General features: G+C 71.9%; 23 protein-coding genes. 10 read left to right on the top strand and 13 right to left on the bottom strand.

All coding sequences use genetic code 11. The features are described from left to right. Positions 1 to 51: 51 nt before the first annotated feature. Together AB0H84_RS25625 and AB0H84_RS25630 are read right to left on the bottom strand one after the other, a co-directional pair. Complete coding sequence (locus AB0H84_RS25625) at positions 52 to 690, bottom strand: NAD(P)H-binding protein (protein ID WP_357608905.1); 639 nt, start codon at positions 688 to 690, stop codon at positions 52 to 54. Position 691: 1 nt separating this feature from the next. Then, positions 692 to 1,591, bottom strand: coding sequence for an EamA family transporter (locus tag AB0H84_RS25630; RefSeq protein WP_357608908.1), 900 nt, complete (start codon positions 1,589 to 1,591; stop codon positions 692 to 694). A gap of 77 nt (positions 1,592 to 1,668) precedes the next feature. On the opposite strand from AB0H84_RS25630, the gene AB0H84_RS25635 reads away from it, so the two are divergent. Beyond that, positions 1,669 to 2,172 (top strand): MarR family transcriptional regulator, encoded by a 504-nt coding sequence (locus AB0H84_RS25635; protein ID WP_357608910.1) that lies wholly within the window; start codon positions 1,669 to 1,671, stop codon positions 2,170 to 2,172. An 86-nt stretch (positions 2,173 to 2,258) separates the two neighbouring features. On the opposite strand, the gene AB0H84_RS25640 is transcribed toward AB0H84_RS25635, so the two are convergent. The 6 genes from AB0H84_RS25640 to AB0H84_RS25665 form a co-directional block, all read right to left on the bottom strand. Beyond that, positions 2,259 to 3,074 carry a phosphotransferase gene (locus AB0H84_RS25640; protein WP_357608913.1) on the bottom strand — a complete coding sequence of 272 codons (816 nt, stop codon included), beginning with the start codon at positions 3,072 to 3,074 and terminating at the stop codon, positions 2,259 to 2,261. A gap of 136 nt (positions 3,075 to 3,210) precedes the next feature. Beyond that, a complete protein-coding gene (locus AB0H84_RS25645) occupies positions 3,211 to 4,080 on the bottom strand; it encodes a pentapeptide repeat-containing protein (protein ID WP_357608916.1) in 870 nt (289 codons plus the stop codon). 41 nt (positions 4,081 to 4,121) lie between these two features. After that, positions 4,122 to 4,874, bottom strand: a complete 753-nt coding sequence (locus AB0H84_RS25650; protein ID WP_357608920.1) for a GNAT family N-acetyltransferase — start codon at positions 4,872 to 4,874, stop codon at positions 4,122 to 4,124. Positions 4,875 to 4,876: 2 nt separating this feature from the next. Continuing rightward, positions 4,877 to 5,653 (bottom strand): polyprenyl diphosphate synthase, encoded by a 777-nt coding sequence (gene uppS / locus AB0H84_RS25655; RefSeq protein WP_357608922.1) that lies wholly within the window; start codon positions 5,651 to 5,653, stop codon positions 4,877 to 4,879. Continuing rightward, positions 5,640 to 6,446, bottom strand: a complete 807-nt coding sequence (locus AB0H84_RS25660) for a sigma factor-like helix-turn-helix DNA-binding protein (protein ID WP_357608925.1) — start codon at positions 6,444 to 6,446, stop codon at positions 5,640 to 5,642. Before AB0H84_RS25660 ends, uppS begins: the two co-directional genes overlap by 14 nt. A 97-nt stretch (positions 6,447 to 6,543) precedes the next feature. Next, positions 6,544 to 7,515 carry a small ribosomal subunit Rsm22 family protein gene (locus tag AB0H84_RS25665; RefSeq protein ID WP_357608927.1) on the bottom strand — a complete coding sequence of 324 codons (972 nt, stop codon included), beginning with the start codon at positions 7,513 to 7,515 and terminating at the stop codon, positions 6,544 to 6,546. On the opposite strand from AB0H84_RS25665, the gene AB0H84_RS25670 reads away from it, so the two are divergent. Together AB0H84_RS25670 and AB0H84_RS25675 are read left to right on the top strand one after the other, a co-directional pair. Next, entirely contained in the window at positions 7,514 to 7,660 is a 147-nt protein-coding gene (locus AB0H84_RS25670) for a hypothetical protein (RefSeq protein WP_357608930.1), read from the top strand. The genes AB0H84_RS25665 and AB0H84_RS25670 overlap by 2 nt on opposite strands. Before the next feature lie 10 nt (positions 7,661 to 7,670). Further along, entirely contained in the window at positions 7,671 to 8,534 is an 864-nt protein-coding gene (locus tag AB0H84_RS25675; RefSeq protein WP_357608933.1) for an alpha/beta hydrolase, read from the top strand. Here the strand turns inward: AB0H84_RS25675 and AB0H84_RS25680 are convergent. Continuing rightward, positions 8,524 to 9,015: a MarR family transcriptional regulator gene (locus AB0H84_RS25680; protein ID WP_357608936.1), complete on the bottom strand. Its 492-nt coding sequence runs from the start codon at positions 9,013 to 9,015 to the stop codon at positions 8,524 to 8,526. The genes AB0H84_RS25675 and AB0H84_RS25680 overlap by 11 nt on opposite strands. Before the next feature lie 100 nt (positions 9,016 to 9,115). Between AB0H84_RS25680 and AB0H84_RS25685 the strand changes: the two genes are divergently transcribed. Continuing rightward, positions 9,116 to 10,672 (top strand): LLM class flavin-dependent oxidoreductase, encoded by a 1,557-nt coding sequence (locus tag AB0H84_RS25685; protein ID WP_357608939.1) that lies wholly within the window; start codon positions 9,116 to 9,118, stop codon positions 10,670 to 10,672. A 50-nt stretch (positions 10,673 to 10,722) separates the two neighbouring features. On the opposite strand, the gene AB0H84_RS25690 is transcribed toward AB0H84_RS25685, so the two are convergent. Then, on the bottom strand, positions 10,723 to 11,043 hold the full coding sequence (locus tag AB0H84_RS25690) for a GYD domain-containing protein (RefSeq protein ID WP_357608942.1): 321 nt from the start codon (positions 11,041 to 11,043) through the stop codon (positions 10,723 to 10,725). 216 nt (positions 11,044 to 11,259) lie between these two features. Here AB0H84_RS25690 and AB0H84_RS25695 point away from each other — a divergent pair, with 216 nt between their 5' ends. The 4 genes from AB0H84_RS25695 (at position 11,260) to AB0H84_RS25710 (ending at position 13,660) form a co-directional block, all read left to right on the top strand. Then, a complete protein-coding gene (locus AB0H84_RS25695) occupies positions 11,260 to 11,529 on the top strand; it encodes a hypothetical protein (protein WP_357608945.1) in 270 nt (89 codons plus the stop codon). A gap of 161 nt (positions 11,530 to 11,690) precedes the next feature. After that, entirely contained in the window at positions 11,691 to 12,782 is a 1,092-nt protein-coding gene (locus AB0H84_RS25700) for a hypothetical protein (protein ID WP_357608948.1), read from the top strand. Between the two features lie 41 nt (positions 12,783 to 12,823). Further along, entirely contained in the window at positions 12,824 to 13,225 is a 402-nt protein-coding gene (locus AB0H84_RS25705) for a helix-turn-helix domain-containing protein (RefSeq protein WP_357608951.1), read from the top strand. A 33-nt stretch (positions 13,226 to 13,258) separates the two neighbouring features. After that, complete coding sequence (locus AB0H84_RS25710) at positions 13,259 to 13,660, top strand: DUF4180 domain-containing protein (RefSeq protein WP_357608953.1); 402 nt, start codon at positions 13,259 to 13,261, stop codon at positions 13,658 to 13,660. 60 nt (positions 13,661 to 13,720) lie between these two features. Here AB0H84_RS25710 and AB0H84_RS25715 read toward each other — a convergent pair whose 3' ends face one another. The 3 genes from AB0H84_RS25715 to AB0H84_RS25725 all read right to left on the bottom strand — a co-directional run bounded on the left by AB0H84_RS25715 (position 13,721) and on the right by AB0H84_RS25725 (position 16,311). Next, on the bottom strand, positions 13,721 to 14,479 hold the full coding sequence (locus AB0H84_RS25715; RefSeq protein ID WP_357608956.1) for a MerR family transcriptional regulator: 759 nt from the start codon (positions 14,477 to 14,479) through the stop codon (positions 13,721 to 13,723). 10 nt (positions 14,480 to 14,489) lie between these two features. Beyond that, complete coding sequence (locus tag AB0H84_RS25720) at positions 14,490 to 15,374, bottom strand: DUF2268 domain-containing putative Zn-dependent protease (protein ID WP_357608959.1); 885 nt, start codon at positions 15,372 to 15,374, stop codon at positions 14,490 to 14,492. Positions 15,375 to 15,468: 94 nt separating this feature from the next. Beyond that, positions 15,469 to 16,311: a TIGR03619 family F420-dependent LLM class oxidoreductase gene (locus tag AB0H84_RS25725; RefSeq protein WP_357608961.1), complete on the bottom strand. Its 843-nt coding sequence runs from the start codon at positions 16,309 to 16,311 to the stop codon at positions 15,469 to 15,471. Between the two features lie 117 nt (positions 16,312 to 16,428). Here AB0H84_RS25725 and AB0H84_RS25730 point away from each other — a divergent pair, with 117 nt between their 5' ends. Both AB0H84_RS25730 and AB0H84_RS25735 read left to right on the top strand, forming a co-directional pair. Next, positions 16,429 to 17,442 carry a LuxR C-terminal-related transcriptional regulator gene (locus AB0H84_RS25730; RefSeq protein WP_357608963.1) on the top strand — a complete coding sequence of 338 codons (1,014 nt, stop codon included), beginning with the start codon at positions 16,429 to 16,431 and terminating at the stop codon, positions 17,440 to 17,442. Next, entirely contained in the window at positions 17,423 to 18,472 is a 1,050-nt protein-coding gene (locus AB0H84_RS25735) for a helix-turn-helix domain-containing protein (RefSeq protein WP_357608966.1), read from the top strand. The genes AB0H84_RS25730 and AB0H84_RS25735 overlap by 20 nt, the downstream gene beginning before the upstream one ends. Positions 18,473 to 18,491: the final 19 nt, after the last annotated feature.

The following is an 18,491-nucleotide window of genomic DNA, read 5'->3' on the forward strand; positions in this document are numbered from 1 at the left end:
GGAGGGCGGCGACGTTCAGCACGACCGCGGATGAGAAGGGCCATCCGGCAGTCAGTACCCGACGGTGAACCTGACCCGGTGGTGCCGGGGGCGTTCGGCCTCGTCGAGCAGTGCGACGGCGAAGTCCTCCATGGAGATCGCCGACACGCCCTGGGCGTCGACCAGCAGCTCGTCGCCCCCGAGCCGGTAGCGGCCGGTCCGCTCCCCCGGCTCGAGCAGCGCGGGCGGGCTCAGGTAGGCCCAGTCGGCGACCGGCTCGGCCCGGCAGGCGTCGAGCTGCCGGTCGCAGGCCAGCGCGATGGGCCGCCACGCGGGCGGGAAGTCCGGGGTCTGCACGACGGTGAGGCCGCCGGTGCCCGGGACGGTCAGCCCGGCCGCGCCGCCGACGAGCAGCAGCCGCACGCCGGTCGCCGCCACCCCGGCCAGCAGCGCCTTGGCGGTCGTGACCAGGTCGTCCTCGTAGCCGGGCGCGGGCCGGGTGGCGCTGACGACGAGGTCCTGGCCGGCGCTCAGCGCGGCCACGTCATCGACGTTCGAGGCGTCGCCCGTGCGGGCGCGCGCGGCGGGGTGCAGCTGGGGCAGGCGGGCGGGGTGGCGGACGACGGCGGTGACGTCGTGGCCGCGCGACAGCGCCTCGGCCACCACCCTGCTGCCCACTGCCCCCGCAGCTCCGAAGACGGTGATGCGCATGTCAGGATTCCTTTCCGAGCAGGACGCGGGGCGTCGCGGTAGATGTGCGGGCGGGTTGGAGCTGGGCCGCGACGAGGGCGGCCAGGACGACGGCCGCGCCGAGCGCCTGCGCCGGGGCGAGCTCCTGGCCGAGCACCAGCCAGCCGAGCGCGGTCGCGACCACGGGGCTGAGCAGGCCCAGGAACGTGACCTTGGTGGCCGACAGCAGCCGCAGCCCGCGGAACCACAGCGCGTAGGCGAGCGCGGATCCGATGACGGTGAGGTAGGCGTACCCGGCGAGGTTGGCGGTGGTCAGGGTGGCCGGCGGCGCGCCTTCGGCGAGGAGCGCGACGGGGAGCAGCAGCAGACCTCCGGCCACGAGCTGCCAGCCGGTGGTGGCCAGCAGCGGCGCGGGCGACTGCCACCGCTTGCTCAGCACGACTCCCAACGCCATCACGGCGGCTCCGCCGAGCGCGGCGGCCACCCCGACGGCGTCCAGCCGGGCGTCGGCCCGCAGCACGAGCAGGCTCACCCCGGCCACGCCGGCCACGGCGGCCACCAGAGTGCGCGGGGACAGGCGTTCACCGAGCAGTCCGGCCGACAGCAGGGCGACCAGCAAGGGCTGGATGGCCCCCACGGTCGCGGCCACCCCGCCGGGCAGCCGGTACGCCCCCACGAACAGCAGCGCGAAGAACACCCCGATGTTCAGCGCCCCGAGCACCAGCGCGCGCCACCACCAGACCCCCTGCGGCAGGCGCCGGGTGACGGCGACGAGGAGCAGCCCGGCAGGCAGAGCGCGGATCACGGCGGCGAGCAGTGGCCGGCCGGGCGGCAGCAGCTCGGTGGTGACGAGGTACGTGGTCCCCCAGATGGCAGGCGTCAGGGCGGTCAGCAGGACGGCTCCCGTTTGATTTCTTAGCACTAAGACAAAGTAGCTCAGCGCTAAGCTACTTGGCCACGTGATTTACCTCACCGCTAAGACATCTGTAGGCTGGGAGGGTGGCTGATCATGTTGACCTCGTGCTCCGGCAATGGGCCGCCCAGCGTCCCGACCTGGACGTCTCCCCCATGGCGGTGATCGGGCGGCTGTCGCGGGTGACGCGGCTGATCGACGCCGAGCTGCGCCGTACGTTCGCCGCGCATGACCTCGATCCGGCCTCCTTCGACGTGCTGGCCACCCTGCGCCGCAGCGACCCCCCGCACCGGCTGACCCCCGCCGAGCTGATGCGCGCCTCCATGGTCACCTCGGGGGCGATCACGCAGCGGCTCGACCGCCTCGAATCCAGGGGCCTGGTGGCCCGCACGCCCAGCGACGTGGACGGACGCGGCGTCTACGTGACGCTCACCGACGAGGGGCGCGCCCTGATCGACCGGGTGCTGCCGGACCATCTGGCGACCGAGGAACGGGTCCTGGCGGCGCTGCCGGAGGAGCACCGGGACGCCCTGGCGCGCACGCTGGCCGTGCTGCTGGAGTCGCTCGGCGACACGACCACGCCCTCCTGACCTTCCTGGGCCGTCTCATTCCGATCCCGTCACGGGCCCACCGGCCCTCCCGGCAGGCTGGAGACGGTGGTCGCCAGGTGCGCCGTCTATGCCCAGCCGAAATGCTTCATGACGGCTTCGATGCCGCTCTGCAGTTGGCTCTGTTCGGCATGGGTCAGCGGAGCCTGGTCGCAGTATGCCCCGACGAACGCTTCCTGGACGAGCCGGCTCGTCGGCCCCCAGTCGTGGAAACGAGTTCCGAGCAGCACTGGCGCTTTGGCCAGGTCCGACACCCTTGAGCGGTAGGTCACCTCCTCGAAGTCGAGGACTGCCGTGATGCTCGTCCCGTCATGAAGGAGGTTGGCGGACCGGAAGTCATTGTGGACGAGCTGCTCATGCCGGGCCGACGGGCCGCCGCCGATGTGGTGGGGGTAGGCAGCCATCGCTTCGTGGAGCGTCGCCAGCATCCGGCCCGCCTCGGTGACCTGCGCCGGATCTCCTACATCGAGAAGATCGCCGTCGATGACGGGAAAGACCCCGAGCGAAACGTCATCCAGCTCTACTCGAAGGCGACCGTCTCTTGCCGGAATCGGAGCAGCAACAGGGATGCCGCAGCGGTGAAGCCACATGGTAAGGGTTGCCGTATCGGCCAGGCGCTGGAACAGCTTTGGGTCGACGGACCATTTCGCGATGAGGCGTATGTCATCGGCCGTGAACCACGCCAGCAGGTTTCCGGCACTCATGACCAGGCGCTCGCAGCCATCGACCGTGATGGCCCAGGTGTCCCAGAGGGTGTCACCCATCCAGCCGACCGCGGAAACAGCATCGGCGAAGCCGAAACGCCGGCTTAGAGCTTCTTCGGGGTCGACTGACTCCCACAGCATACTGAGTTGAGGGGTGGCCTTCATGATCCAGTAGTCCATCACAGTGGGTCGCGCGTCTGGTTCTGTTCGGGAGAATCGGTCCGCGCGACCTACGAGCAAACGTTCCATGACACGGCACCAGGCCGCGAGCAATAACCGTCAGAAGTTCAACACGCTGGACTTGACAGAGAAGACGTCAGCGGCGGCGACGGGGCCGACCGGACCTGGGGCCGGAGGCCCTCTCGTAGCGGGTGGCGGGCCAGTGGGCGGGGCGGGTGAGGGTGGCCGGGAGGCGGGTGGCGGCGTCGCCCTTGGCGGCGTTGAGCTGGGCCTGGGTGAGGAAGATGCTGCCGGTGAGGTCGGCGCCCGCCAGATCGGCACCGCGCAGGTCGGCCCCGATCAGGTCGGACTCGCGCAGGTCGGCGCCCCGCAGGTCGGCGCCGATCAGGTAGGCCCCCCGCAGGTTGGCCGCCCTCAGGTCGGCGCCCGCCAGCCGGGCCCCGATCAGGTCGGCTCCCCTGCGCTCCTTCCCCTTGCGCCCGGCCCTGGCCAGCTCGCTGGCCCGCAGCAACAGGGCGTTGACGTCGGCCCGGTGGGCCGCGACGTCCAGCTTCTCCAGCACGTCGGCGCTCTCCCGGGTGAGCCGCTCGGTCTCGGCGAGCGCCTGGGCCAGCTCGGCGTGCACGGCCCGGGCGGGCTCCAGGGTCAGCGCCTCGGCCAGGTACCACAGCAGCTCGTGCAGCTGCCGCATGACGGGGAACACGGCGTACATCTGCTTGGCCGTGCCCGGGGCCTCCCGCCAGCTCGTGCCGCCGAAGGTGACCTGGGAGACCTTCTGCCCCGCCCCGAAGCAGTCGAAGACGGTGCAGCCCGGATAGCCGCGCTCCCTGAGCTGCGCGTGGATGGAGCAGCGGAAGTCGTCACGCAGGTTGTGGCAGGGCTGCCCGGCGTCCTTGTCGGCGGCGAAGTCGGCCGAGGCCGAGAACGGCAGCGCGACGCAGCACAGCCCGAAGCAGCTCTCGCAGTCGGCCAGCAGGCCGAGCTCGCGGGGGTGGGTTTCGGGCAACGTGCTGCTCTCCGTTCGTCAAGGGCGTCAGACCAGGGTACTCAGTCGTGGACGTACGGCGTCGTCGTGGTGAGCGCCTCGAACCCCAGCCGCAGCAGGATGGGGCGGCTCTGGCTGGAGGCGTCCACCTGGAGGTGGTCGTAGCCGCGCGCGGCCGCCTCGCGGGCCCGGTAGGCGACGAGCGCGCGGTAGACGCCGCGCCCGCGCCATTCCGGCACGGTGCCGCCGCCCCACAGGCTGGCGAACCGGGTGCCCGGGTGCAGGTCCATGCGGGCCGCGCTGACGGGCACGTCGCCGGCCATGGCGAGGACCGCGATGAGGTCGCCGGTGGCGAGCTGGTCGAGCAGGCGCTCCCTGATGCGCTCGCGGGTCGTGCCGAAGGCATGCTCGTGGACCTCGGCCACCAGCTCCACGCCCTCCGGGCCGGTCACCGGGACCAGCCGCACCCCCTCGGGCGGCTCCGCCTCCACCGGCAGGCGCGCGACCTCGGCCACCATCAGCGTCTCGGTGGGCTCGGGGGTGAAACCGGCCGCCAGGAGGCGCCGGTCGAGGTCGGCGGGCCGGTCGTGGCCGTACAGCTTCCACTCGAACGACCGCCCGAGGCCGCCGAAGTAGCGCACCTGCTCGGCGATGGCCGCGTCCGCGCTCCGCTCGTCGAGGTCGGACCAGAGGATGCCGTTCCAGGCGTGTTCGGGCCCGACCTGCCGCACCACGTGCCCGGTCCGCTCGATCGTGACGTCCGGCCCCTCCGGACGGGCCTCCCGGCGCATCTGCCGGTCGAAGAGCTCCAGCATCTCTAGCCGCCGAACCGCCGCTGGCGGGCGGCGAAGCTGCGCAGCGCGCGGAGGAAGTCGATCTCGCGGAAGGCGGGCCAGTACGCCTCGCAGAAGTACAGCTCGGAGTAGGCGGACTGCCAGAGCAGGAAGTTGGACAGCCGCTGCTCGCCGCTGGTGCGGATGACGAGGTCGGGGTCGGGCTGGCCGGCGGTGTACAGGTGGGGCGTGATGTCGTCCACGCTCAGGGTCGAGGCCAGCTCCACCATGGACTGCCCGGCCTCGGCCCGCTCGTACAGCAGCTCGCGCAGGGCGTCGATGACCTCCTGGCGGCCGCCGTACCCGATGGCCAGCGTGAGGTGGAAGCCGGTCTCGCACGTGCGGGTCGCCTCGACGGCGCTCTTGAGGGCGCGGGCGGTGGTGTCGGGCAGCATGTCCAGCAGGCCCGCGACGTGGAGGCGCCAGCGGGCGTCGGGGCGGTCGAACCGGTCGGTGACCATCTGCTCGATCACCCGCAGCAGGTAGGCGACCTCCTCGTCGCCGCGGCGCTCGAGGTTCTCCGTCGAGCACAGGAACACGGTGACGTGCTGGACGCCCAGACCCTCGCACCACGACAGCACGTGCTCGATGTGCTCGGCGCCGTACTTGTGGCCGATGCTCGGGCTCGGCAGGCCCTGTTTCCTGGCCCAGCGCCGGTTGCCGTCGATGATCAGGCCGACGTGGCGGGGCAGCGGCCCCGCCGTGACCTGGCGGCGCAGGCGCCTGGCGTAGAGGGAATGTAGGAGGTCAGTCGTCCACATCCTCCAATGATCGCTCACTCGAGAGGCCGGAAGGCGCTCCTTCCCGATGTGCCGGGCCGAGGTGGGTGAGCTTGTCCGGGTTGGTGATGATGTAGATGCCGCTCACCTGCTCGCCGTCCGGGGTGAGGTCGAGCACCATCATGCCGAACGGCGCGTCGCCGTCGAACACCACGGCGGACGGGTCGCCGTTCACCTCGCGATGGTGGACCTCCAGCCCGGCGGGCACGCGGTCGAAGCCCGAGGTGAGCAGCCTGGCCACCTTGTCGCGGCCGTGGACGGGACGCAGGCCGGGCTGGGGCGCCTTGCCGCCGCCGTCCGACCAGAGCGTCACGTCCGGGGCCACCAGCCGCAGCAGGCCCGTCAGGTCGCCGCCGAACACGGCCGCCAGGAACTTCTCGGTGGCCCTGCGCCGCAGCCCCGGGTCCACGTCGTAGCGGGGACGGCGGGCGTGGACGTGCTCGCGGGCCCGGTGGGCGAGCTGGCGCACGGACGCCGAGGTGCGGTCGAGAATCTCGGCGATCTCGGTGTGCGCGTAGCCGAAGACCTCGTGCAGCAGGAAGACCACGCGTTCGAGCGGGCTGAGCGACTGGAGCACCACGAGCAGCGCCATCGACACCGACTCGGCGCGCATGGCCTCGCCTGAGGCGTCCTCCTGCTCGCCGGTGGCGACGGGCTCGGGCAGCCACGTCTCCTGCAGCACGTCCTCGGTGTCGGCGACGCTGCCCAGCATGTTGTAGACAACGGAGAACAGCAGCTCGCGGTGGTCGACGAAGACCTCGGTGGACTCTGGCATCGCGGTGTTCCTCCCGGGGCGGTCACGGCCGTCTACCTGGTGAGAGCCGTCGCGCCCCGGCGAGTGTGACGCGCGGGGCGCTAATGTGACCGGCGTCTCATTCCGCGGGCGGCCAGGCGTCGCCCCAGTCGGCGTCCCGCGCGGCGCGGTAGAGGTCGCCCTGCCGCTTGGACACCACCACGTCGCTGACCTCGTCGTCGCCGGTGCACAGGCGCAGGGAGACCACGCCCTTGCGCTTGACCGGGTGGCGCAGGACCCGGGCCGCGGCCCGCTGCGCCGGGGCCGTCGTGGCGGCCACGTAGGAGAACTTCTCGTCCTCGAAGCTGAGCGTGCCCGCCTTGATCCGCCGGTGCAGGGAGCTCCTGGGGAGCCTGACGGAGAAGTGGCACCAGTCGCGTCCCGGCACGATCGGGCAGGGGCCGTCGTGGGGGCAGGGGGCCACGATGGTCAGGCCGCGGGCGGCCAGGACCTCCCTGACCTCGGCGACGGTGGCGTACCCCGCGGGGGTGCCGGGCTCGACGACGATCACCATGGCGGCGTCCGCGGCCAGCCAGCCGACGATCTCACGGCGCTGGGCCGCGGGCAGCTCGCCCAGCGCGTACGACATGGTCACCAGGTCGGCCGGGGGCCGGTCGAGGCCGGGACGGACCGACGCCTGCCGCCAGGTCACCCCGCGGAGCGACTCGGACGTACGGGCGAGGCGTTTGCCCAGGTCGATGATGTGCGGGTCGTGTTCGATGACGGTGACCTGCTCGATGGAGCCCCAGGTCTGGTCCGCCGCCCAGATCGCCGCCCCGGTGCCGCCGCCGACGTCGAGGTGGGTCCTGGGCCGGAAGCCCGGGGTCAAGGTGGCGGCCTGGCGCATGGCCGTGGCGGCGGCGGCGTAGGTGGCGGGCATCCGGTAGGCGGCGTAGGCGGCGACGTCGGCCCGCGACCTGATGTGGGTGCCTCCTCCCGTGCCCGTGCGGTAGCTCTGGGTGAGGCGCGCGACGGAGTCGGACAGGTCTTGCGGCGAGTAGCCGGACACGGCCTTGTCCAGTGCGGCTCTGAGTTCATCGGGCAGGAGCATGTACAACCTCAGCGGATTCGTCGAGCGGGGCGGCCAGGGTGATGCCGTCGCCATCGCCCAGGCCATTATCGGCCACACCGCCACCTGGCCGAGAGGGCTGCGCCTCCGGCGAACAGCCGCGTTCCCCGGCCCCGCGCCGCAGTAGCGTGCTGGGCATGCTGACCGTCGGCAATGTCAGGATCGCGTACGAGGAGGCCGGTCCCGCCGCGCCCGCGGGCACCGTGGTGCTGGTGCACGGCGCGACGGCCGACATGCGCCTGTGGGATCACCTGTTCCGTGCCCTGTCGGAGCGCTACCGCGTGATCCGCTACGACCGCCGGGGCCACGGTCGGTCCGGCGACGCCGAAGGGGAGGTCTGCCACCACGAGGACCTGCTCGCCGTCATGGACACGCTGGGTGTCGAGCGGGCGGCGCTGGTCGGCAGCTCGATGGGCGGCGCGTACGCGACGGAGGTCGCGCTGGCGGCCCCCTCCCGGGTCGTCGCGCTCGCGCTCATCGGCTCCGGCCTGGCCGGGCACCAGTGGCCGCAGGAGATGCTCGACCAGGTCCGTGACCGCGTCCACACCTCGGTGCCCGCGGACCGGCTGGCCCGCTACCACGACAGGACGGCCGGCCACGTGGACCCCGCCGACGTGCGCGCGATCGCGGAGGCCTACACGCTGTGGCAGACGGCGGGCCCCGACCGGGGCCGCGGCGACCTGTCCGACGAGGTGTGGGAGGCGGCGGTGGAGATGTGCCGCCTGGTGTTCGAACGCTCCTGGAGCGGCCCCCGATCCACGGAACGCTTCCTCGCGCCGCCCGCCGCCGGCCGCCTGCACGAGGTCACCGCCCCCACGCTGGTGATCAACGGCCTTGCGGACGTGCCCGGCATCCAGGAGGTCTCCGGCCTGCTGGCGAAGGGCATCCCCGGCGCCCGGCGCCTCGACCTGCCCGGGACGGGCCACCTGCCGCCGCTCGAGCGCCCGGAGGAGGTGACGGCGGCCCTGACGACGCTCCTGGCGGACGTCTTCACCGGGTGACGGGCGCGGCGTCCGTCACGTGGCCGGAGGGCAGCCAGTCGCGTCCCGTCCGGGACGTGTGCTCGGCCAGGAGATCGCCGATGGCCGACGTCAGCAGCGCCCTGTGCTGCTCCGGCAGCTCCTCCGTCAACGCGTCCAGCCGCCGCGTGACCCCCTCGTGGGCGAGCACGGCGATCCGGGCGCCGTCCTGGCTCAGCTCGATCCGGCAGGCCCGCCGGTCACGGGAGTCGCGGGTGCGGACCACCAGCCCCCGTTTCTCGGCCCGGTCCACGAGCCCGGTCAGGCTCGACTTCTCCAGGTGCAGCGCGCGCGTCAGCTCCGTCATCCCCACGGGCCCGTCGATGAGCAGGCACAGCAGCTGCGCCTGCTGGGGCGTCAGGTCGTGCTCCCTGCTGACCTCGCCGAACACCTGCTGCACCAGATGCGCCAGCCGTACGAGCGCCTCGGTGAACCGCAGGGCCGGCTCCTTCGTCGTGACCACGGGACCGAGTCTACTTGACAATTGTTCATAGTACGAACTAATTTCGTTCTCGCTGTCAACTGTTCGTACAACCAACCAAAGGCCCGGCCAAGGAGCCCCCATGCCCGACTACGGCCACGACCTGCTCTTCGGCGTGAACATCGTGCCCTCCGCCGAGCAGGCGGAGACCGTCGTAGCCCTCTCCCAGCTCGCCGAGCGCGCCGGGCTCGACCTCGTCACCTTCCAGGACCACCCGTACCAGCCCGCCTTCCTCGACACCTGGACGCTGCTCAGCTATGTCGCCGCCGCCACCGAGCGGATCCGGCTGGCGGCCAACGTGCATCCGCTGCCGCTGCGGCCGCCCACCATGCTGGCGCAGGCCGCGGCCAGCCTCGACATCCTCAGCGGTGGCCGGTTCGAGCTCGCGCTCGGCAGTGGCGGGTTCAGGGACGCCATCGCCTCCATGGGCGGCCCGCGCCTGACGCCGGGCCAGGCCGTGGACGCGCTGGAGGAGGGCATCGCGATCATCCGCGCCGCCTGGGACACCGGCGCCGCCGGCGACATCGCCCATAGCGGCGAGCACTACCAGGTCTCCGCCCCGCGAGGCCCCCGTCCCGCCCACGACATCGGCATCTGGCTGGGCGCGTACAAGCCGCGCATGCTCCGCGTGACCGGGCGGCTGGCCGACGGGTGGCTCCCGTCCCTTCCCTACCTCCGCTCGGTCGCCGAGCTCGGTGCGGGGAACGCCGTCATCGACGAGGCCGCCGCCGAGGCGGGCCGCTCACCCGGCGACATCCGCCGGCTGCTCAACCTCGGCGAGGAGCTGCCCGCGGCCCAGCTCGCCGAGCTGGCCCTCGCGTACGGGGTCAGCGTCTTCAACGTCATGGCCGGCGACCCGCGCCAGCTCCAGCGCTTCGCCCAGGAGACCGCCCCGGCCGTACGCGAGCTCGTCGCCGCGGAACGCGCCCCGGCCGCACGCGAACCCGTCACCGCGGAACGCGCCCCGGCCGCACGGGAGCCAGTCGCCGCAGAACGCGCCCCGGGCCGCCCGGACACCGGCTCCGGAGTCGGCGCGCAGGACGCCCCGTTGCCCGCCACCCCGACCCCGGACGACGGCGTACGGCTCACCGACATCCGCGTGTGGGACGAGAGCGCCCGCCCCACCGCCCCGCGCACCGATCCCGGCAGGCGTTACACCCCGGCGGAGCAGGCCAACGCCCAGCACCTCATCGACGTGCACGACCACCTGCGCGGCGAGCTCGCCCAGCTCCGCGACCTCGTCGACCAGGTCGCCGCGGGCACGATCGACGCGGGCGCCGCCCGCTCCCACATCTCCACCATGACCATGCGCCAGAACAACTGGACGCTCGGCGCCTACTGCGAGTCCTACTGCCGCCTCGTCACCATGCACCACTCCGCCGAGGACGCCATGGTCTTCCCCACGCTGCGCCGCGCCGAGCCCGCTCTCGCGCCGGTGATCGACCGCCTCGAGGAAGAGCACCAGGCCATCCACAAGATCCTCGAGCGGGTCGACCGCGCCCTCGTCGCCTTCGTGGGCGATCCGGCCGGCCTCGACGACCTGCGCACCGCGGTGGATCTGCTCACCGACAGCCTGCTGTCCCACCTGTCCTACGAGGAGCGCGAGCTCGTCGAGCCCCTGGCCAGGCACGGCTTCTAGGGACCGGCGGGTCCACCCCGCCGGCCGGGATGCCGGCGTCCGCCTCCACCTCATGCGCCGGGAGTCTGGTACTCCACCTCCTTCCTCGCGGCCTCGTCGATCTCCTCCGGCGTCATCAGGACCACCGTCTTCGTCTGCACGCCTCCGGACGCCGACACGTTCAGCGACACGGCGGCCGACGTCGCGTTGTCCGGCATGTCGACGATGAGGTACACGTCGTTCTCGCCGAACGCGAAGTACATCTGGTCGACCCGGCCACCGGCGCTCGCCGCCATGCGCTCCACCGCCTGGAGGCGTCCGGTGCCGCCTTCTCGGAGCACCCCCTTGACGCCGTCCGCCGTATATTTCGCCTGAATAAGGTATTTGGGCATGTTTGAACCCTTCCGTATCCGCCGCTCGATATCACCGTAGGGAATGGATCGGTGACGACACGGAAGTCGCCACTGTGCCCGCAGCGGAACGGACCAATGTTTAGCCGCCATTGAGGCTTTCATCGACCGTGGGGTCGCGTGCTGGGCTCGGCCACCGGGTACCCCGGTCGGGACAGCGATTCAGGGGGGAATCCGATGATACGAATGCTTCACAAGATGGGAATACGGTCCACGACGATGTACGTGGCAGGAGTGGCCTCGATCGGGGTGTCGATCGCGAGCTGGGCCGCCTCGCTGACCTACGAACGCGCCGGCATCGACCGGGCCGACCGATGGGGCATCTTCATCGGGCAGTGGGCGCCTACCTTCTTCGCCCTCGGCACCGCGCTCCAGCTGGAGGAGACGCGCCAGGAGATGATGCCCGAAGAGCGCATGCGCATGGGCGAGCGGGAACCCTCACGCATGCCCGCGGGGGCGCACGCCTGACCGGGGCTGTCCCATCCCCGAAGACGCGGCCCGGCCTTCTCGGAGGCCGGGCTTTGCGATGTCCCTAGGCTGAGACATGCGTCACCCTGATTTCCCCTAAAAACGGATCTCAAGGCATGATCGGTGTAAAACACACCGAAAGATGGGACCGCGTACTGCCTATGATCCGTGACGTCGCGAAGTGGTGGACCGTTGTTATTCCTGGGCTGGCCCTGCTCGCCCTCGTGGGCTCGTGGGGGCGCGAGCTGCCAGTCGCCCTGGTGATCCCCTTGGCCCTGCTCCTGGCCGGGGCCGTGCTGGCCGCCGTGCACCACGCGGAGGTCATCGCCCACCGCGTCGGCGAGCCGTTCGGGTCATTGGTGCTGGCCGTGGCCGTGACGGTGATCGAAGTCGCCCTCATCGTCAGCCTCATGATCTCGGGCGGCACGCAGACGGGGGCGCTGGCGCGGGACACCGTGTTCGCGGCGGTGATGATCACCTGCAACGGGATCGTCGGGCTGTCACTGCTCACCGCCACACTCAAACGGCGGATCGCGACGTTCAACGCGGAGGGCACCGGCACGGCGCTGGCCACCGTGGCCACGCTCAGCACGCTCAGCCTGGTGCTGCCGACGTTCACGACGAGCGCGCAGGGGCCGGCCTTCTCCCCCGCGCAGCTCGGGTTCGCGGCGGTGGTGTCGCTCGCGCTGTACGGGCTGTTCGTGCTGACGCAGACCGTACGCCACCGCGACTACTTCCTGCCCGTCCAGGCGGACGGCCGGCCGTCCGCCGAGGAGGAGCACGCCCCGCGGCCGTCCGGGCGCACGGCGCTGACCAGCCTCGGGATGTTGCTGGTCGCGCTGGTGTCCGTGGTCGGCCTGGCGAAGGTGGAGTCGCCCGTGATCGAGACGGCCGTGTCGGCGGCCGGGCTGCCGCAGGCCGTGGTGGGCGTGGTCATCGCGCTGCTGGTGCTGCTGCCCGAGACCATCGCCGCCGTCCGCGCCGCCAGGCGCGACCAGGTGCAGATCAGCCTCAACCTGGCACTCGGGTCGGCGATGGCCAGCATCGGGCTGACCATCCCGGCCATCGCGGCGACCTCGATCTGGCTGGACGGGCCGCTGCTGCTCGGCCTCGGGGGCACCCACATGGTGCTGCTCGCCCTGACGGTCGTGGTCTCCACGCTCACGGTGGTGCCGGGGCGGGCGACGCTGCTCCAGAGCGGGGTGCACCTGGTGCTGTTCGCGGCGTTCCTCTTCCTGGCGGTCAGTCCCTGACTCCCTATCACTCCCTTTAGTATGCCATGATAGGGAGCGATATGGAGCAATACACCGTCGAGCAGGCCGCGGCGCTGCTGGGGCTGCACGTCAAGACCGTCCGCAGCTACGTACGGGACGGGCGGCTGCCCGCCGTGCGCGTCGGCAAGCGCTACCGGATCGCCAAGGACGACCTCGCGGCCTTCGCGGGGCTGCCGGTCGGCGTTCCCGTCGCGCCCCGCCGCGCCGAGGTGTCCAGCATCGTGCAGATCGACGGCGTCACCAGGGGCGACATGGACCGGATCAGCACGATGGTCCTGGGCTCCCTGGCGGGCCGCCCGCACGGCCTGCGCGTGGAGTTCGCCTACGACGAGGAGCGCGCTCACCTGAAGGTCATCGTGCTGGGCGGGCTGGAGGAGAGCGCCCAGGTCCTGCGGATCGTGGACGCGCTGGCCCGCGCTTGACGCCCCCGCACACCGAGAACATGGAGAAGCAGGATGCTTGACGACCGTGTGTACGTCTGCGAGCCGCACGGCGAGCCGCTGCGCGAGAGCAGCGACGCGCTCGACCTCCTCGGCGAGGCCTTCGGCAGGGGCGCGACCTGGGTGGCTGTCCCGGCCGAGCGGCTCCACGACGACTTCTTCACGCTGCGCACGGGCGTGGCGGGCGAGTTCGCGCAGAAGTTCGTCAACTACCGCATCGGCCTGGCCATCGTGGGGGACGTCTCCCGCTTCACCGCCGCCAGCTCCGCGCTGCGCGACTGGGTGCTCGAGTCGAACCGGGGCGCCCACATCTGGTTCGTCGGCGACCTGGAGGAGCTGGCGGCGCGGCGGTCAGCTCGCGAACGTCCGGCCGGTGACGTGCACGAACGTCGCGGTGAGGCCGCCGGCCCAAGCTGAGGCGTCTCGGCGACCCCGATGACGCGTGTCATCCGGAGAGACGCTCGCGAAGCACCCGAGCTACATCCGGGTCCGCGCGTACGCTTGCAGCGCGTCGCGGACGAACGCCGCCCCCGCCGCGTCGTCGTACATGCCGGCGAAGCGGGGGTCGTCGACGTACATGTCCCCCAGACCTTTCACCATCTCGATCGAGCGCTCCCGATCGCCCTCGGCCGTGGGGGTGCCCGGGATCTGGCTCAGCCACTGGACGTGCCGGGCGGCCAGTGACTGAGCGGGTTCCGATGTCGGGGAGAGCCCGGCCTTCGCCGCGGCGACCCATGCGGCGACGAGGTCCTCGGCGGCCTGCTTCCAGGCCAGCTGCTGGTCAAGGGTCTTGCCGTGCCACCAGTCGTTGCTCACCTGGTACGCGCGCTCGCCCCAGCGTGAGATCACCTCGTCCTTGTAGCGGTCGTTGAACCCCACCAGCATGACGTCCATCCGCGGTTCCGCCCCCGCCTGCAGGGCCTCGAGCGTGTGACGCACGGACCGGATCTGCCGTTCGATGCGCTCCCGCTCCTCTTCCAGCGCGGCGATGTGGGCACGGAGCCCGTCGCACGCGTCCACCTCGTCAGCCAGGACCTCGGCGATGGCCGGCAGGCCCATGCCGAGCCGGCGCATGATCAGGATCCGCTGGAGCCGGACGACCGCGCCCGGGCCGTAGTAGCGGTACCCGTTCTCGCCGACCCGGGACGGGGCCAGGAGCCCGACGCGGTCGTAGTGACGCAGGGTGCGGCTGGAAACGCCGGCCCGCACCGCGAGCTCCTGGATCGTCCACTCCATCGTTCCAGTGTCACCCGCGGCGGAGCGTGGCGGCGATGATCTCCGAGCTGTCGGCGTGCAGGGCCTGCGCCGCCGTCTGCCCGGTCGCCGCCAGATAGGTGTCGACCAGCCGGTTGCCCGCTGCGTAGCCGGCGCCCATCGGCAGCCCCACCGGGGTGACGCCGAGGTGCTCGGCGCCGGGGTCTCCGTGCACCCAGGCAGTGAAGTTCTGCATGCCTGTCACGTCGAGCCCGGTGAGCACCTTGGCGAAGACCTCGTCGTCGTGCAGGTGCGGCACGCCGATCCGGGCAGGGCCGAGCTCGTCGCCGTAGAGCTGGCGGGCGAAGGCGTCGGCCAGGCCCTCGCCGACGATGTGCTCGCCGACCGTGACGGTCATCGGGTCCCACACGACCCCGCCCGGGCCCCACCGCAGGTTGTGGTGGAGTTCGTGCACGGCGGTGGCCTCCAGCCGCGCCACGTTCTCGGGGAAAGGCCAGAACGTGATGGCGATGTTGCCCGAGATGCCGCCGAACCCGGTCAATCCTAGGCAGGGACCCATGAAGTGCTTGTCAGCCGGATCGCCGAGCACGAACAGCACGGTGATGTCCGGGATCTCCAGCCCCGGCGTCGCCTCCAGCAGTACGGCGAGAGCGTCGTCGAGCGCGCGCTGCATCCGCTCCCAGGCTCCGGCCGCCGCCAGGGTTTCGAGCGCGTCGAGGCAGCGCTCCTCGTCGCGGTCGATGGGGAACCCGGACGATTGGAGGTGCATGGCCACCAGGTCCACCTCGCCAGGGTAGTAGCGGTACATGCCCCTGTTGAGCTCCAGCATCGAGCGCAGCAGGTCGGCGCGCTCCGCGACCGGGGCCAGCAGGATCCGCCGCATGGCGGAGTAGGTGTCAAGAACAGTGATCGACATGGCGAGGATGCTAGAAGTTGACGCAGCGTCAAGGTCAAACGGCGGCGCTCTTCGTCGAGGCACGGTCGGCAGGGATCGACAACCGGTCCGAAGGTCAAACGGCCGTCCGGGGACGGCGGGCGGCCACGGCGGCGAGCATCTCCCAGGCCGCCTCCGGCCGCAGGGTCTCCGCCGGGTCCTGATGGAACGGGTCGAGGACGACGGTCTCCGCGCCGAGCAGCCGCAACTCCTCCAGGTCCGCCATCACCTGCTCGATCGTGCCCTCCCCCGCGTGCCGCTCCTGCGGAGGCGAGTCCGTGATCCGCAGCATGATCCTGGGCGCCAGGGCGGGCGCCGGGCGGCCCTGCTCGGCGGCGATGTCCTGCACGCGCGACCACGTCTCGCGCAACCACGCGACGCTGTTGCGCAGGGGGTGCCACGCGTCGCCGTACCGTACGGCCCTGCGCAGGGCTGCCTCGCTCCCGCCGCCCACCCAGATCGGCACGCCGCCGGAGCGGTAGTCGCGCTCGTCGGCCCAGGCGGCGCGGATGGCGGCGAGGTACTCGTCGGTCACCTTGCCGCGCCGCTCGTACGCCGCTCCGAGCGCCTCGAACTCCTGCCGCGCCCACCCGACCCCCACGCCGAGCACCAGCCGCCCGCCGCTGAGATCGTTGAGGTTGGCCGCCATGCGGGCCACGAGGAGCGGATGACGGTACGGCACGAGGATGACAGTGGTGCCGAGGCCGATCCCCGAGGTGATGCCGGCGAGCCAGGAGAGCGTCGTGAACGGCTCGTAGAACGGCGCCGGATACTGCTCGGCCACGTCGGGGGTGATCACCACGTGGTCGGAGACCATGAGCAGGTCGAACCCGAGCCCTTCCACCGTCTGCGCCCACCGCCGCAGCACGTCGGGATCGGTGCCGGGGCCGAAGTTCGGGACGTTCACACCAAGTCGCATCGGTCCAGGCTAATCAACGGCGCCCGATCGGCATTTCGGGGGAGATGTGCCGTCCTTTTTCCGCCAATGACGGGAAAAGGCGGCGCGGGCCCCTGGGGGTGGGTGATCATGGATGGCATGCTGCGCGCTCTCGGCCTGTCCGCGGCCGAGCAGGCCCTCTACGAGGCGCTGGTGGAGCACTCCCCCGTCACCCTCGAAGAGCTGGACCGGCTCGCCGCCCAGCACCTCCCACCGGGACTGACCGGCGCCGTCGCCGTCAGGCTCGAGGAGCTCGGACTGATCGCCCTGCTCCCCGAGGACCCGCCCCGGTACGTCGTCGTCCCGCCGGAGATGGGGCTGGACGCGCTGATCCGCGAGCGGGCCCGCGAGCTGGCCGAGGCCCGGCTGCACGTCGGCCGGCTCGCCACGCGCTACCACCGGACCACGGCCGCGCAGGAGTCCGGCGGGCTGGTGGAGGTGGTCATCGGGCGGGAGGCGGTGCTGCGCCGCTTCGAGCAGCTCCAGCGCGGCACGCGCAAGGAGATCCGCATGTTCGACGCGCCGCCGTACGCGGGCGTCGTGGGCGGGAACACCCAGGAGTTCGACCTGCTGAGCCGCGGCGTCGACTACCGGGTCGTGTACGACAGGCGCGCCATCGAGGTACGCGGGACCCTGCAGGCCATCGCCGGCTACGTCGCCGCCGGCGAGCAGGTGCGGGTCGGCGACGTACCCATGAAGCTGGTGCTCAGCGACTATCCCATGGGGCTCGTGCCGCTCCGCCACGACCTGCAGATGGTCGAGTCCGCGCTCGTCGTGCACGACTCGACGCTGCTCGACGCGCTGACGGCGCTGTTCGAGATGTACTGGGAGCGGGCGGTGCCGCTGCACATCAGCCACGGACGCGCGCAGCTGGCGGAGACCACGAGCCCGACCGGGGCGCAGCGGGACCTGCTCGCCCGGCTGGTGGCGGGCCAGACGGACAAGGCGATCGCGGCCCACCTCGGGTGGAGCGACCGCACGGTACGCCGCCACATACGCGCGATGATGATCCAGCTGGACGCCCAGACCCGCTTCCAGGTTGGCTACCAGGCCGTCCTGCGCGGGTGGCTGACCGACGAGAAGAGCTCGCAGGATGACGCGACCACCGCATGACGGCCCCGGCGGCAGAGCCCGGCACGCGCTCGCCGCGGCCGGACTCACCCCGGACGAGGAGACGGTGTACGAGCTGCTCGTCGACTCCTCACCGGCGACCGCGGCCCGGGTCGCGTCGCTGGGAGCGGCGGCCGGGCTGCGTCCGGAGGTCCTGCCCGGGCTGCTCGCGACGCTGGAGGCCAAGGGACTGGTCACCAGGTCCGCCGACGAGCCGCCACGGTACGCGGCCGTCGCCCCGGAGGTCGCCCTCGACGTCCTCCTGGTCACCGCCGAACGCCAGCTGGCCCAGGCCCGCGAGCGCGCCGCCGAACTCGAACGCGCCTACCAGCGCCGCGTCACCGAGGAGGCGCCTCCGGTCGTCGTCGAGGTCGTAACCGGCCACCGTGCGGTGCAGCAGCGGCAGGCGCAGATCCAGCGCGGGGCGTCGCACCAGTTGCGGGTCTTCTCCAAGCCGCCCTACTTCGACCCGCCGGGCAGCGTGGTGGCGCAGCACGAGCTGCTCGCCCGAGGCGTCACCGTACGCATGATCTACGAGCGGGCGTTCGTGGACCGGATCGGGGCGCTGCGCCAGATCGAGACGATGATCGAGGCGGGCCAGCAGGCCCGGGTGCTACCCAGCCTGCCCATGAAGCTCTACCTCATGGACGACCGGTTCGCGCTGCTGCTCCTGCGGCACCAGCCCGACGACCCCGACGCCGACGCCGCGCTCATCGTCCACCCGTCCGGCCTGCTGCAGGCGTTGAGCAGGCTCTTCGAGGGCCTGTGGCAGCGGGCCCTCCCCCTCGGCCTGCGGCCGTCCGCGCCCGGCTCGACGTCGCCGTCCCGCACCCGGCAGCCCGGCCACGACGACGAGCGGCTGATCGCGCTGCTGCTCGCCGGGCTCACCGATGAGGCCATCGCCCGCCAGCTCGGCATCAGCCACCGCACGGCGGAGCGCCGCATCGCGGACCTGACGAGCAGGCTCGGCGCCCACACGCGCTTCCAGGCGGGCGTCCAGGCGGCCTTCCGCCATCCCCCCGCCACGGATTGACCGGATTGACCGGGGTGAC

The sequence above is a fragment of the Nonomuraea sp. NPDC050786 genome (assembly GCF_040654115.1).
GTDB lineage: Bacteria > Actinomycetota > Actinomycetes > Streptosporangiales > Streptosporangiaceae > Nonomuraea.